The 14,446-nt window shown below is 67.7% G+C and carries 10 protein-coding genes and 1 pseudogene; all 11 read right to left on the bottom strand.

Translation table 11 applies throughout. From position 1 onward, the window contains the following. Positions 1-36 precede the first annotated feature (36 nt). The gene (gene eccD / locus JO236_RS02390) at positions 37-1,452 is read right to left on the bottom strand and encodes a type VII secretion integral membrane protein EccD (protein WP_293324225.1); all 1,416 of its coding nucleotides are present in this window, start codon (positions 1,450-1,452) and stop codon (positions 37-39) included. 79 nt (positions 1,453-1,531) lie between these two features. Then, the gene (locus JO236_RS02385; RefSeq protein ID WP_293324223.1) at positions 1,532-2,422 is read right to left on the bottom strand and encodes an ESX secretion-associated protein EspG; all 891 of its coding nucleotides are present in this window, start codon (positions 2,420-2,422) and stop codon (positions 1,532-1,534) included. Between the two features lie 20 nt (positions 2,423-2,442). Beyond that, positions 2,443-2,733 carry a WXG100 family type VII secretion target gene (locus tag JO236_RS02380; RefSeq protein WP_293324221.1) on the bottom strand — a complete coding sequence of 97 codons (291 nt, stop codon included), beginning with the start codon at positions 2,731-2,733 and terminating at the stop codon, positions 2,443-2,445. Positions 2,734-2,766: 33 nt separating this feature from the next. Then, positions 2,767-3,060 (bottom strand): type VII secretion system protein EsxG, encoded by a 294-nt coding sequence (esxG, locus tag JO236_RS02375; protein WP_293324217.1) that lies wholly within the window; start codon positions 3,058-3,060, stop codon positions 2,767-2,769. Between the two features lie 52 nt (positions 3,061-3,112). Continuing rightward, the gene (locus JO236_RS02370; RefSeq protein WP_293324214.1) at positions 3,113-3,427 is read right to left on the bottom strand and encodes a PE family protein; all 315 of its coding nucleotides are present in this window, start codon (positions 3,425-3,427) and stop codon (positions 3,113-3,115) included. Further along, entirely contained in the window at positions 3,424-7,440 is a 4,017-nt protein-coding gene (gene eccCa, locus JO236_RS02365) for a type VII secretion protein EccCa (protein ID WP_293324211.1), read from the bottom strand. The genes JO236_RS02370 and eccCa overlap by 4 nt, the downstream gene beginning before the upstream one ends. Further along, positions 7,437-9,029, bottom strand: a complete 1,593-nt coding sequence (gene eccB / locus JO236_RS02360) for a type VII secretion protein EccB (protein WP_293324209.1) — start codon at positions 9,027-9,029, stop codon at positions 7,437-7,439. Before eccB ends, eccCa begins: the two co-directional genes overlap by 4 nt. Next, positions 9,026-10,897, bottom strand: coding sequence for a type VII secretion AAA-ATPase EccA (eccA, locus tag JO236_RS02355; RefSeq protein ID WP_293324206.1), 1,872 nt, complete (start codon positions 10,895-10,897; stop codon positions 9,026-9,028). The genes eccB and eccA overlap by 4 nt, the downstream gene beginning before the upstream one ends. 267 nt (positions 10,898-11,164) lie before the next feature. Then, the gene (locus tag JO236_RS02350) at positions 11,165-12,067 is read right to left on the bottom strand and encodes a class I SAM-dependent methyltransferase (protein WP_293324203.1); all 903 of its coding nucleotides are present in this window, start codon (positions 12,065-12,067) and stop codon (positions 11,165-11,167) included. Between the two features lie 141 nt (positions 12,068-12,208). Continuing rightward, a complete protein-coding gene (locus JO236_RS02345; protein WP_293324200.1) occupies positions 12,209-13,954 on the bottom strand; it encodes a PPE family protein in 1,746 nt (581 codons plus the stop codon). 375 nt (positions 13,955-14,329) lie between these two features. Continuing rightward, a pseudogene (locus JO236_RS02340) lies at positions 14,330-14,446 on the bottom strand (hypothetical protein); the annotation flags it as partial.

Below are 14,446 nucleotides of genomic sequence, written 5' to 3'. Positions count from 1 at the left end.
CCAAAGCCGCGGTAAGGCAGGCCGATCCGGCACGCATCATCGATTGAGCACCCAGCTGAACAGACCGACCAGGTAGGCCATGACGGGTATCAACGACGCATCCAGGCCGGCAGCGACAAAACCCAGCAACCTGCGCAGCGGCAACGAGTAGCTCTCCGGCGACGCAATGCGCGGATTCACCGCGACGACAATCCACACCAGCAGCAACGCGACCAATACCAGCCCGGCCCCCAAAGCCGCGGCGTAGCGCCCCGTCGCGGTGTAGAGCACCAACAGAACTCCGGCCACCAGGTAGGGCTGAGCCAGCAGCCATGCCTTACACGCGGCGGAATCCCACACCCGGGCGCGCAGCGTGGCGGTGGCCGCCGTCGCCGCGACGACGTACCAGCCCAAGTACCGGCCCGCCCCGCTCAACGCCTCGGGCCGCAGCGCGATTGCCACCGATCCCAGCACGGCGAGCAGCACGGCACCGGCGATGAAGCCGTTCTGATGAGCGTCGCCGACGCGTACCCGACGCGGCAGGTCCTCCAGGATCCGAACCGATGGCGCCGACGGGGTGGGGTCCCCGGGCGCCGGAATCACCGGCAACGGGAACCGCGCCCACAGCGCGGACAGCTGAGCCGTTTGGATGGTGATCAACAGGGCCGCCACGATCAGCCCGCAGCCGATGCTCAGTATCGGCAGCTGCCAGAGTAATTCGGCACCCGCCGCAAGCGCCACACCCGTGCCGACCACCGCCGCGGCGGTGAAGAATGCGACCACCTTTTCCCGTTCGGCACTGGGAACCATCAGCGACACCAGCGCCCACGCGGTGACGCCGGCCGCGGCCAGCAGCAGTTGTGCCGGCCCGAACTTTCCGGGTACCGCCAGCGCCAGGGCCGCGCCGATGGGCACCAGTGCGGCGATCGACAGCGGCCTACCGGCGCGGGCCGAACGCGCCGTCACCAACAGCCCGGTGATTGCGACGACCGCGGCGATGGCGCTCACCGCGACCAGTCCGGCCAACCCGCCCGTGGCGGCGCGGTAGCTGACCGCCAGGCCGGTCGTCAGCAGGGTCACCAGGATCGCCGCGGCCAGCGCTGCGCGCTGGATATGCTTTGTCCCCCAGGGCTTTAGCCGCGAGGAGGAGAAGATCATCGCGGCGTCGGCGATGTCCTCGACGATGCCGGGGGCGGCCGGACCGGTGGGCACGGGCTGCAGCGCGAGCAGATCACCGTCGACAACACCGACGGTGTCCAGGGTGGCGTCCAGACTGAACGGCGCACCGCCGATAGGCGCGAGGCTGAGCGGGGAAGCCGCTGCGAAAGCGTGTTCACCGCCATCACCGTTGTGGGCCGCGGGAACCACCAAACGGTGTACCGCGGGCAGGATTTCGCGCAGCGGCAACTCCGCGGGCAGGGCCATTTCCGTCAACCGGCTGTCCGCGAGTATCGCGACACGGACGATCGGCATGACGGCGCCGGACGTCACCGGACCCTCGAAAGACGCTGGGGCCGTTGCTGGGACATCGTGCTCTCTTTCTGGTTTTTGGTTACGAGCATTGAACGAAATCTCGGGACAGCCGCTGGCCGGAGAACCATTGGCCGTCAGGCAAGTTGGCGATCAACGCTTCGACGGCACTCGCGATCGCAAGGGGCGTACCGGGCGCGAATGTCGATATCCACTCCCCGTCGAAGGCCCGGGACGGGCTGACCAACACCCGACCCTGGGTGGTGTCGACAATGCTGGCGCCGACTTCGGTGGTGGCGTGCCGGCCGTCGCGGCGGCAGCCCGCGACGATCTCGACGTAGCTGCGCGGCCCGGTGAACACCGACTCCACCACGGGTCTGGCCGATGCCGGGATACCCAGGTAGTCGAGGACTTCCGCGAGTGGCGTCCCGGACCGCAGCCGTTCGTCGGCGCGGGCGCCGACACGCATCGGCATGCTGAATTCGGCAAACCGCGCCGGTGCACGGTGCACCAGGCCGGCGCCCAGCACGGGCACCAGCGCGCGCGAGTCGTCGAGATCCATAGCGGTAAACGTGATCAACTGGGCGTTGCGGAGCGCGACCACCGCCTTGCCGGCGGCGTCGGCGCGTTGGGCCACGATGCCGCGCAGCAGTTCCCCGGTTCCGTCACGCCCATCGCCGGCGGATGCGGGCCCCACGTATCGCAGGTCCAGCCACCGGTCCGGGAAACACACCAACCTGATCCAGTCGGCGACCCTCGGGTTCACCGTTCCGGCCCTGGGGCCGTCGGTCTCCACCAGCCCCATCCGGGCAAGTTCTGCCCGCTGACGATCCAAGAACGCATTCCGTTGCGCGGCATCACGATAGGGCGTGGTTATCGCCAAAACCCAGGGAAAGCTTCCCGCCCCAATGGTTTCCGCGATGAACCACGCGTGATCGACCGTCAGTTCGACGGCGTTGGGCGCCCCGTTCATCTAGGTTCGTCGGCGCCTAACTACCCGCCCCATTTGGCGGCTTCGGCCGAGTCGCGGGCCATCATCGCCATGGTGTTGGCCTCGTGGGTGCTGGCCATCGCCTGATAGGCCCGGACCAGATCGTCCATCGCCTGGTTCCATTGCGCCTGCCAGGCCTGGTAGGTCATCCCGGTGTCGCCCTGCCAGGCGTTGGACAACGCGGCCTGCTCGCTGGCGATGTCGGCACCCAGGCCCTGCATGGTGCCGGCGTAGGAACTCATGTCCCCGGCGTGAGACAGCATCGCCGGGTAGTTGTACATAATCTGTGACATCACAGGTCCTTTCGAAAACTGCTAACGGGCGGATCAGAAGCCGGTGTAGGTCGACGCGGCCGCGGCGTCGGCGGCCACATACGTTCCGGCGGCGTCGCCCAGATTTGCCTGCGCGATGTCCAGCAAGCTGTTCACCTTGGCCGCCACCTCGACGAAGCGGGCATGGGCGGCCTGGAACGCTGCCGCGGACTCGCCCTGGTGGAAGGCCTGCGCCGACAGCGCTTCCTGCTCGGCCTGACTGATCGTGCTGCGCATGACCGCCGCCTTGGCGGCGAACGCCGACTGCGAGGCCACCAGCTGCGGAATGTGAGCGTCCAAAAGACTCATAATGATCCCTCTCTCTTCGGATTTGGGGTAAGGGCACGCATGCGGTTAACTGTCAGGTCCCCCCTCCCGCGATTCCGTACGTCGCTGCGGCCGCGGCGTCGCCGGCGAGATAACTAACACCGGCATGGCCCACACCAGCGCCCGCACGGCCCAGCTCCTCGACGCCCTGGGCGGCCACCGCCGAATGTTCCTCGCCCTGGGCGCTGAAGCCGGCGGCGGTCTGCAGCGAGACCGGGTCGGCCGCCGGCGGCACCACCGCGGTGATCAGCGGGCCCGCGGCGGCATGCGCGGCCGCCAGCCGCGCCGTCAACGCCTCCACGGCCGCACTGGCCGCGGCGAGTCCTTCGGGAACTACTCGCAACGTCATGACTCATTTCCCTTCTGTTGCGTTTCACCCAACGCCGCGGCCGCGCCGACCAGCGGGTTGACCAACTGCACATAGGTGGGGCTGTCGCTGTCGTCCAACAGGATCGCCCGCCCGGCGGGCAGCCGACCGAATCGCTGACCGCGGATCTTTCCGCTGTCGGCGGGATTGCCGGCCAGCATCAACGTGATCGCCTGCAGGTCGTTGAAGCGGCGCAGCAACGGGTTGGTCATCAGCGCATGCGCCGACCCGGTCGCCCGCCCCGTGACGATCACCCGCAGCCCCAAATCGCCCGCGTGCGCGAGCAATCCAATCAGCGCGGTCCACGGACGCTGCCCGACATGGGGACCGCTGATGGCCGGTGAATCCGCTATCTGGTCGACGTCGTCGATGATCAGGTAGTGGGTGTGGCCCGCATAGGTCCAGCGGGACAGCTCGGCCGCCGACATGCCCGCCGGCGGCCGCCGCGATTCGATGAGGTTCGCCAGCCCCAGCATCGCGGGGATGACGCGGTCGGTGTTGGCGGTGTATTCGTTGTCCGGGAACAGGGGCTCGTCCACGAGGTGCAGCCGCCGGTCGAGCACGGTGAACGCCACCCGGTCGGCGCTGGAGTTCTCGCGCACGGTGCGGATGATGTGGCGCAGCAGCGTCGTTTTGCCGGACTTGCTGTCCCCGAGCACCATCAGCAGCGGGTTGTCCGCGAAGTCGAGCACGACGGGCGCGAGGTCCTGTTCGCGCTGGCCGATCACCACTTGTTCCGGACCACGGTAGAGCGGGGCCACAGCGTCGGGCGCGAGGTTGGTAGGCAGCAGCCGTACCGGCGGTGCGGCCACACCCGGGTAGCGGGCGTTGATCGCGGCCACAGGGTTTATTTCCGAGTCGAACTCCGGGCTCGCGAACAGGAAATGCTCTGCGGCCATGGTCAATCCGCGGCCCGGCTGGTCGTGCGGCACTGCGTCGGCCGGACGGCGCAGCGCGCCCACCAGCCGCACATTGCTGTCGCGGGCGTCGTGCAGCCTGAGCTCGAGACGCAGGCCCAGGCCGTCGCGCATCGCCAACGGCACCTCCAGCCAGCTCGGGGTCGTGATGATCACGTGAATCCCGTACGCAAGGCCCACGTTGACCAGTTCGGTCACCTTGGCCAGCAACGGATTCCGGGTGTTGAACTGGTCGGTGTTGTCGCGACCGAACGCGTAGAGGTTGTCGACGACCAGGAACACCTCGCCATAGCCGTCGTCGGAGCCCGAGCCGTTCCCGTTACCGTTGCTTTGCCGCGGGCCGGGCCGGTCCCGGAATGCTTCGCGCCGCTGCCGGGACAGCAGCAGCTGCTCTAGCTCGCCGAACGTGCGCCGAATGCGTTCGGGCTCCAGCGCCGAGGCGACGCTGCCGACGTGCGCCAGGTCCTCCAGGGCCCGCAGCTGCCCGCCACCGTAGTCCAGGCAGTAGAAGGTGACATCGCGCGGCGAGTGCAAACTGGCCGCGGACAGGATAAATGTCTGCAGCGCAGTCGATTTACCCGACTTGGCTCCGCCGTGGATCACCACGTTGCCCGCCGACGACGTGGCGTCGAACAGCAACGGGTCGCGGCGCATCTCAAACGGCTTGTCGATCTCACCGAGCGGCCAGCGCCACTGTCGCTGTGCCACCCCGGCCCGGGCCAGCACCGCCGACAGCGCGATCGGCTCGTCCAAGGGTGGCAGCCACAGCTGCGGAGCGTGCGGTCCGTACTGGGCCAGCTGCTCGCCGATCGTGGCGATCAGCTTGCGCGGCGGGCCGGCCGGTTCGTCCTCCTCGCCCGCGATCACCGTGCCGGGATCCGCCTCCACCGCACCGGCCGTGAACAGCTTGGGCCCTAGAACGGAGTGCACCACAAGGGCTTTGGTGGGCTGCGGCGGCTCGTAAATGCCGTCGACGTAGGTGCTGCGGAACTTGACCGGGGTGGCACCGGGCGCGGGCACCAGGAAGCCGACGCCCTTGTGCTCCTTGCCGGATTCGATGTGGTAGGCGTCCTCCACGCCGATGATCTGGCGAGAAACGCTGGGGCTGGCCACCTTCAAACCGATCCGGTAAGAGGTGTTCTTGTCGATGTCCTTGATCTTGCCGACGTCCAGCGTCTGCGACGCGAACAGGATGTGGATGCGGAACGAGCGGCCCTTGCGTGCCACGTAGTCGAAAAGTTCGGCGTACTCCGGGTGATCGGCCAACATCAGGGTGAACTCGTCAGCGACCACGAAAAGCGTTGGAATGGGCGGCAGGTCGTGACCTGCAGCGATCGCGGCCTCGTACTCCGTCACCGAGTTGAACGCGCTGCCCTGAACCCGGCGACCCGCCTCGCGCAGCAGCACCTCGCGGCGCGCCACCTCACCGCGCAGCGTGTCGGCGAACCGGTCGGCCAGCGACTTCTTCTCGGCCATGTTCGATATCACCGCGACAACCTGCGGGAAATTGCGGAAGCTGTCGGCGCCGGCCTCACCCTTGAAGTCGGCGTAGATCACGATCAGCCGGTCCGCGGAGTGAGTTGTCAACAGCGACAGCAGGATCGACATCAGGGTCTGCGACTTGCCGGAACCGGTCATGCCGATCATCAGACCGTGCGGACCCATCCCACCCTCGGCCTCGTCCTTGAGGTCGAACATCAGCGGTTCACCGGTCGCGGTGACGCCGATCGGGACCCGCAATTCGTCGTCCCGGGTGCGCGGCGCCCACAGCGCGGGCACATCCAGCCGCGACGCGTCGGGGATCCCCAGCAGGGTGGTGAAACTCGCGCCGCGGGTGGCCGCCGAACGCAGCCCGGTATGCGTCGGGTTGGAGTCCCACCGCGACAGTTGTCGAGCCAGATGCGCGGCCTCGTTGGCACCGAGGCCGTCGGCGTTGTCGATAAAAGGCTGCCAGCCGCCGGTCTGCCAGCGCTCGATCGCACCACCCGCGATGCGCAGGATCGGCCGCTCGGGGTCCGAATACTGCTCGCGGTGCGGCGGGGTGGCGGAGCGGTGTATGACGGTGACACCCGACCGGCCCGTCGCCAACGTCGAGGCGTTCAGGTCGTAATCGGGGTCGTCCACCACAATGATCAAGTGCCGCAACGCGTCCGCCGGTTCGCCGGTAAACGCCGGCCGGTCGACGAGCGCCGGACCCAGAGACTCGATCAGCTCGTCGGTGTCGGTCGACAGATAGCGGGCGGGGCCGACGCCGTCCAACCGGCCCGGAATGTCGACGTGCGGCAGCCACTTGAGCCACGACCATTCGGGATTCTCCAGATCACGGCTGACCAGCATGACCCCGAGCACCGTCGGGTCGTGCCAGGTCACCGCCTGAGCGAGCCAGGCGCGCACCGCGGCCCGCACGTCGTCCCGCTCCCCGAGGACGGTGATCCGCGAAAGCTTGGTGACGTCGATCCCGGTCGGCACGTCGCGAACGGTGCGCTGGGTGTCCAGCAGACTGCGTAATGCGCTGTGCGACACTGGTTCCAGGTCGATCTCGTCGGCCGTGTCATTGACTCGGACCGCGGTGGCCAGGGGCACCGAGTGCCGGCCCGCCCGCAGCACCAGGAAGTCGGGGTCATGCGGGTCGCGCTCCCATTGACGGCGGGATCCGGGCACCGTGGCCAGCGCCCCGGGGTCGGGGTGGGACCACAGCGCCGCCGCGCGCTGCTCGGCAGCCTGGGCTCGAATGTTGTCCCGAACCACCGATAGATAACGCAGATAGTCGGCCCGTTCGGCGTCGACCTCCTCGGTGCGCATCTTGTTGTCGTTGCCACCGCGATACATCGCGGTTGCCGCCAGCAGCAGCACGAACGGGAAGAACAGGGTCTGCGGGGAAATAACCTTCATGCCGGTGGCGACCAGCGCGACGATCATGCCGACGATCAGGATGACGATCAGGTAGGGCATCGCACGCCGCAGCAGCGACGGCGGAATCACCCGCGGCAGTTCGGGGGGCGCCTCGATGGTGATGGCGCCTTGCCGGGCGCTCGGCGGCGTCAGTCGCCGGCGGGCCTCGAAGATAAGCCTGCTCATCGGGTCCCCCCTTCCGCCGATGCAACACGACCGGGCATGGTGTCGGGGGGCAGGCTGTCATGCGCCAGCAACGCGTCGGCACGCGACAGAGTCGGGCCGGCCGCGAACAGCGACAGCATCGACCACGGGATGGCCAGCGGAGGCGAGCTCAGGCCAAGGGCCTCAACCGTTTTGGTGTGGCCAGCGGAGTCAGCCGATTCGGTGTCGATACCGTAGCGGACCCCGGTGTCGGACACCCAGAACAGCGAGCCGGTGGCGGGTGCGGCCGTGCCGCCGCCGACACTCTGAGTGAAATAGCCCGTGCCCGGGACCAGTGCGACGCGGGCGCCGCCACCGACCAATTCCACGGTGCGCAGGCCGTCGGGGATCGGCAGCGCCGAGCCCGACAACAGGCCCAGCGAACTGGCGGCCGCGCCCGCCGGCTTGCTCCAGTAGGCGCAGGTGACGGGGGCGCGCGCGACGTCGACGAGGCTGACCGGCTGGGCGGGATAACGCGTGGTGTCCAACAGCCGCGACACCGGCAGCTTGGCGACCTCATCGGCTCCCAGCCGCGGCGGCTGTTGCAGGCCATAGGAATTGGTGTTGCGCAGGATCGCGGCCAGCACCGGCGAGACCGGCTGCAGACCGTCCGGCAGCACCGCGTAGTACTGCACGGTGTCGGAGGCCTTCTTGTCCAGGGCGTAGGACGTCACAACCGCGCCGATCGGTGCCGGTACCGCGAAGCCGGCCGGGCTGCCGGCGTTGGCGATGGCCGGCGCCGTGAGCGCCGGCGACTCGGGTATCGCGTTGAACAATCCCGCCGCGATCGGTCGCGGCGTCGGCACATCCGCGGGTCCCAGGCCCAGGGCGCCGGTCACGGCGTGGTCGGCCAGGTCGACCTGGCTTCGCTTGCCGCCCCACAGCAGCCAGGTGCTGGTGCCGTTGTCGACCAGGACACCGTCCGACGGGCCGAGCTCCCCCGCGCGCGCGCCCCGGCTCTCGGGCGGGCCGGCGATCACGGTGACACCGGTGCTGTGCGCGCCTCGGGCAGTCCCGGTGACCGCGTCGCATACGGTCCAGTTGGCGTCGTGGGAGGCGTTGGGCACCATCCGCTCCGGCGCGCCCGGGATGCCGATCAGGTTGCCGCGTGGAAACCGGTCCAGCTCAGTGCTTTTCACGGTGGTTGGGTTGACCGGTTGGCCGACGATCAGCCGCGCCGAGGTCAGGTTGAGCACCGGATGCAGCTCGTCACCCACGCGCACGTAGAGCGCCGCGGTCGACCGATCGGCGAGCACCGCGTTGTTGCCTGCCTGCCCGTTGGGCCGGATCAGCGAGAACACAAAGCAGCCCACCAGGCCGGTGATCAGGATGAGCACCCCGGTCAGCACCGCACGCGACTGGCTGCGCAACGGATCGACGAGCATCCGGGTGTCGTGCAGGGCGATACCCGAGGCGATCCGGCGCATCACGAAGCGCCAGCCCGTCACCTGGTGGCGGGTGACGAATCCGCGGCGGTAGTCGACCTTGTCGGGGTTGTCGTTGACCGGGGTCCGCGAGGAGAACGAACGCCGCGCCCCCGCCCATTCGCCGGACGGCTCATGGTTGCTCATGCCGGCACCGACAACCCGAGGCCGCGCAGCAACGGCTCTACCGAATTACTCACGTCCCCATCGGTGATCGTCATCAAGTCCTCGTCGGTGAACGCCCCGGTTCCGGCTTGTTCGGAGTGGTCCAGCCGGAATTCGCGTTCCTCTTCGGACCGTTCGACGATGTTGCGGACGAACCGCCCGTTGCCCGCGATGTCGAGGCTGCGTCGGGCGATTCCGTTGGCGTCGGGCGTCGACTCCGCGGCCAGTTTGGCGAACAGACCCTCCATGTGGTCGATCGCGGACTGCTCGAACACGCTGTCACGTTGTTCGGCCATCTTGTACGCGATTTCGACCAGCTCGTGCGACGTGTACGACGGGAAGTCGATGTTGCGGGTAAAGCGCGACCGCAGACCCTCGTTGGTGTCCAGGAACTTGTCCAGATCGGCGCGATAGCCGGCGATGATCACCACCAGCCGGTCGCGGTCGTTTTCCATGCGGGCCAACAGCGTGTCGATGGCGACCAGCCCGAAGTCGTTCTTGGCACCGGTGGCCACCAGCGCATAGGCCTCGTCGAGGAACAGCACCCCGTCCAGCGCGCTGTCGATGATCGCGTTGGTCTTCGCCTCGGTCTCACCGATGTGCTGGCCGATGAGGTCGGCTCGGTGCACCTCTCTGATGTTCTCCCTCTTCAAAAGGCCTAGGCCGCAATAGATTTTGGCGACCACGCGGGCGATCGTGGTCTTGCCGGTCCCGGGCGGTCCGGCGAACACCAGGTGGTGGGTGCGTTGCGCGACCGCGAGCCCGCGCTGCTTGCGCACGAGCTCCATGGCCACCGAGCTCTTGAGCCGCGACACCTGGTTTTTGACCTCGTCCAGCCCGATGAATTCGGCGAGCTGACGTTCGGCCTCGTGCAACAGCACGGCCTTGCGCTCGTGGGCCGCGGGATCAACGAAGTCGTCCGCGTTGGGCTCGGTGCCAGGGTCCCACGGATCGGTGCGGGCCTCGATCCGGCCCGCCGTGGTGGTCACGATCCCAAAGCTGGTGTCGGAGAGGGCCTGCTGCACTTGGTCGTTCTCGGGGTGGGCCGCGTACAGGTCCTGCAGGACCTCGCTGGCCGACTCCTCGTCGACGTGTGCGCGCAGCACCAGCCCCTTGGCCAGCGCGCCATCGACCGCCGCGACCGCGACGGGGCCGTCGGGCTCCTCGAGATAGGACAGCGCTGGAGCAAACATGCCGAGTCGGGCCAGTGCCGTACCCAGCGCGATCTTGGCGGCGTGGAAGAAGGCCGCGTCGAGCTCGGGGTCGGTGACGACCGGTGTCAGCAACTTGACGACGTCCGACCAGCGCTCCGCGCGGTAGTTGACGACGACGGCGATCCAGCGGGCCTCGCGCCAGGAGGGGCGACGCTCGGCGATACCGGCGACCAGTTGGGCCGCCTTGGCAAACTCACTGGGCCCCCCTGTAGAAGCCAGGGCGGCGGCGTAAGCGAGCTGGAAATCGTCTGGCTCGGTGGCCCGAAACTGCAGATACAGCCCGGTGTCGTACAGAAAGCCCAACGCCCGATCCGCTAGCTCCACCTGGCGCTGCAGCACGCCCGCGGTGGCCGCGGTGCGTGAAATGGATTCCAGCACATAAAAAGACGTGTCACCGGCGGCGGCCAGGCCGGTCCATGCATCGCATTGGTCATGGGCGACGCGGGTGAGCGCGGTGAATCCCGAGCGGGCGGCGTCCAGGTCCGCCGGACGCTGCCGCTGGTAGATCGCGATGCCCAGCGCGCGACAGCAGGTAGCAAACCGGCTGACGACTTCCCCGTCCACCTTGCCGTTCGACGTCGATGTCGCTGAGTTGGCCGGCCGTGCCGCTAGCATGCCGTCATCCCCGCGTCCCACGGACGTACGTCTCCATATACGTAGTGTCACCTAACCTAATCCGCAAAAAGTTAGCATTGCCTAAACTCGTTGTCGAGGCGGCCCCCTCAGTGGCGCTGAGCAGGGCATTATCGACGATCAATCGCCCGACTTTCCGATCTCGCGGTGGGTCTTGCTACGGCGAGCAGCCTACTGAAGATGACAATCATTTTCAAATTGCCGCACCGGGTACCTGCACGTGGCTAGTAGTCGGGCGGCGGAGCGGAAAAGTTCCCTCCGGGAGCGGATCTATCGCGAAGCACTCACCAGTGTGTTACGGACGAACATGGTCCTGGCTGCGGAGCCGGGTTCAGGCACCGGCCGACCGAGCTTAGGCACGTATTCGGTCAGTGCAGTGCCAACCGCGGTCCAACCCCGGCCGCCGAACCACTCGGTGGCCGGGGCGCATCGCTCGTTGTAGACCAACTGGAAGAACACCCGCTGGGTGCCGTCGACCGACGTGGCGCGTTCCTCCTCGATTTTGGCCGCGTACTCGTCGGGGTCCAACGGCGCACCGTCCTCGACCGCGACGTGGCTGCCCGGCCCGGCCATCGTGTCGATGCCGGTGAATAGCTGCTCCTCCGCGGCGGCCGGTAGGTAGATCAGCAGGCCCTCGGCGATCCATGCGGACGGCTTGGCGGCGTCAAATCCATTGTCCCGCAATGCTTGTGGCCAGTCCTCGCGCAGATCGATGGCGATCTCGCGCCGGTCGGCGCGTGGCTGTGCGCCGTGCTCGGTGAGCACCTCACGCTTGAAGTCGAGGACCTGCGGCTGATCCAACTCAAAGATGGTGGTGCCGTCGGGCCAGGGCAGCCGGTACGCGCGGGAATCCAACCCCGCCGCCAAGATGACCACCTGCCGGGCACCGACGCCGGCCGCGTGCCGGAAGTAATCGTCGAAATACCGGGTGCGGGCGGCCTGGAAGTTGACGAAATGCTGGCCCCAGTCCTCGGTCTTCAACTCGTGATCGGGAGCCTTACCGTCGAGCACGTCCGCGTAATGACCGCCGACGGCGCGGCAGAACAACTCCGCATAGGGGTCGACGGCCAGTGGATCGGGTTTCTGCGCCTCCAGCGCCCGCGCTGTCGCGACGAACAACGCCGTCGCTCCGACACTCGTGGTGATGTCCCAGGTATCGCCTTCGCTACGCACTCAGCCGAGGGTACCCCGAAGACCGAGCTGTCTTTGTCGCGTTGACTCTGCGTCCGCGGCGCCAAAGTACGAGTAGGACGCACCCTCAGCGCAGAGTGAACGCCGCCTGGGCCACCGCGAGACCAGGACCAGGAGTCGGGGCTAGTCGTTCTGCTCCGGGTTCCAAGTACCGGGGACCATCGGCATCCGCGGGCCTCCACCAAACTCATCCCCGGCGAGCGTGGCCAAGCCCGCCGCCGCACGTTCGGCTTCCTTATGCGCCGTGCCGGCAAACCCCAGGCTTCCGGCGCCCCGATCCGAAGCCACCGATGACGGTGGCCCGTCCCAGTCCGGGTCGACGTCAACATTCATATCCATGAACTCGTCGCCGTATCCGCGCTGCCGCGCGCGCTGACGTCGACGTGCCCGTGCAGCCTCTCGCGCACTCGCCGCTGCCGCGATCGCGGCCGAATCAGGTTCCGACGCTTTCTTTTTCGCACTGGCCGCGGCGCTGTTGCTCATTCCCGAGCCAAACCCGATGCCCGGGGGGCCCAGCGCATACGGCGGGACAAAGCCCGGCGAAGCCGCGGCGGCGGGGGGTGCCGTCGGTGCCGGACCGGGAGGGGCCGGTGGGCCGGCCGGACCGGGCGGAGGCGACGAGGGCAGGCTGGGAGGCACCGACGGCGCCGGCCACGGCGCCGACACCACGACGGGCAGCAGGTGGGGTGCGGCCGCGACGGGCACGGGCGCCGGCGCCACGACGGGTTGCGGCAGGGCCGCCAGGCCGGCCAGCCCGGCGAGACCGGTTGCTGACGCCAACGGGGCGGCCACCACGGGAAGCGCGGCCGCCAGCGCCGCCGGTTGGCTGGTCAGGGTGAAGATTTCGGCCAGGTGAGTCGGCCAGTCGAACAGCTCCAGGCTGACGAGGTATTGGGCGGCCAGGACCGGATTTGTCTGCAGGTATACGAAAAATTGCTGAAAGTCCTCGCCGAGTTCCAGTGATCGGGCGACCCAAAAAACCGCCGTGGTCGGGTCAGAGTATTCGTCGTAGTCAAGTCCGTTAAGCGTGCCGTCGGCAGGGCTCCAGTTGTACCCGAAGTTTCGCAGGAGGTTGGCGATGAAGTCGTCCAGTGCGTTGTCGACCACGGGGTCGTGCGCGACCGTATCGTTTCCGATGCCGAACTGCTGTAAGAATGCGTCGAGGTTCGGATCATTCACCGAGTTCTCGAAATTCGTAAACGGATTCAGCTGTGGGTTATTCGTGATGTTCTGGTAGGCCTGCAGCAGGTTTTGCCAGTGCTGCTCGATCTGCTGCAGGGCTCCCTGCAGAGGGTTTCCGTAGTCTGCCGGTGACTGTGCGTTGGACTTCAAGATTTGCGGCGCGGGCGCGGTCTGCGATGCCTGCGATGCCACCGCCGTCGTGTTGGAGACCGCCTGATAGAGGGCCATCGTGGTGGCGGCCTGAATCCACATCCGCACATAGTCGGCCTCGTTGACCGCGATCGGGATGGTGTTGATCCCGAAGAAATTGGTGGCCACCAGGACTCCGTGGACGACGTGGTTGGCCGCGAGCTCTGGCAACGCGGGCATGGACGCCAACGCCGACGTGTAGGCGGCGGCCATGGTCTGGTGATTGGTCGCCATCGCCGCGCTGTTCGCGCTGGCCTGCGTCAACCACGCCAGGTAAGGCGCGTGCGCCGCGACGTACGACTCGACGCTGGGCCCCTGCCACGCGCCGGCCTGCACCTGGCCCACCACGGCGGTGAGTTCGTTTGCGACGGAGGCATATTCGGCGCTCAGCGAGTCCCACGCCCCCGCCGCCGCCAGCAATGACCCCGGCCCCGGGCCGGCGCTGAGCAAGGCGGAGTGGACCTCGGGGGGCGAAGCCATCCAGATCGGTGCCGTCACAGCACTCCTCCCCCGACGGTTTCACTGGGCTCAGAGCTTACTGGTGTTGATAATCATTTTCAATTCGAACCGCGAGTTTTTTCGATGAGCTAGCCCGGGGCCGCGAAGCGACGCGCACGCGAACGAGGCCAATCGCTGGGCTCGGCGCTCGCCGCGAACTTTCCACCCGCCCGACGGCGGCTCCGGGCCGGGCCCCGGACTCGACCTGACATCGAATCGGGCGATGGCCGAGGTGCTCGACGAGGGTCTGGAACCGAACGCCCGGAAGCGAACGTCGAACACACACGCTTCTCGACGTCAACGTGCTGCTCGTGAGGTCGCCACTCTGGATAGGGATTCGCCCGATTCACCTCGGTGGGCCACCTGCGACCGTCGTCAGACCAAGGGCCGACCAGTCCTGATCCGCCGATCGAGATCCCACAGCATCAGGTTGAACGGGAACTGGCGCACGACGCGGGGCAGCATCCGGTTGGCCGTCCTCACTACGGCCAT

Source organism: Mycobacterium sp. (genome assembly GCF_019247635.1).
Lineage (GTDB): Bacteria > Actinomycetota > Actinomycetes > Mycobacteriales > Mycobacteriaceae > Mycobacterium.
This window is presented reverse-complemented; position numbering and strand designations above follow the sequence as displayed.

Excerpts from the sequence above, each read along its gene's own strand:
- JO236_RS02385 (WP_293324223.1), bottom strand. The coding sequence starts at position 2,422 with ATGAACGGGGCGCCCAACGCCGTCGAACTGACGGTCGATCACGCGTGG.
- eccCa (WP_293324211.1), bottom strand. The coding sequence starts at position 7,440 with ATGAGCAGGCTTATCTTCGAGGCCCGCCGGCGACTGACGCCGCCGAGC.
- JO236_RS02380 (WP_293324221.1), bottom strand. The coding sequence starts at position 2,733 with ATGTCACAGATTATGTACAACTACCCGGCGATGCTGTCTCACGCCGGG.
- JO236_RS02370 (WP_293324214.1), bottom strand. The coding sequence starts at position 3,427 with ATGACGTTGCGAGTAGTTCCCGAAGGACTCGCCGCGGCCAGTGCGGCC.
- esxG (WP_293324217.1), bottom strand. The coding sequence starts at position 3,060 with ATGAGTCTTTTGGACGCTCACATTCCGCAGCTGGTGGCCTCGCAGTCG.
- eccB (WP_293324209.1), bottom strand. The coding sequence starts at position 9,029 with ATGAGCAACCATGAGCCGTCCGGCGAATGGGCGGGGGCGCGGCGTTCG.
- eccD (WP_293324225.1), bottom strand. The coding sequence starts at position 1,452 with ATGCCGATCGTCCGTGTCGCGATACTCGCGGACAGCCGGTTGACGGAA.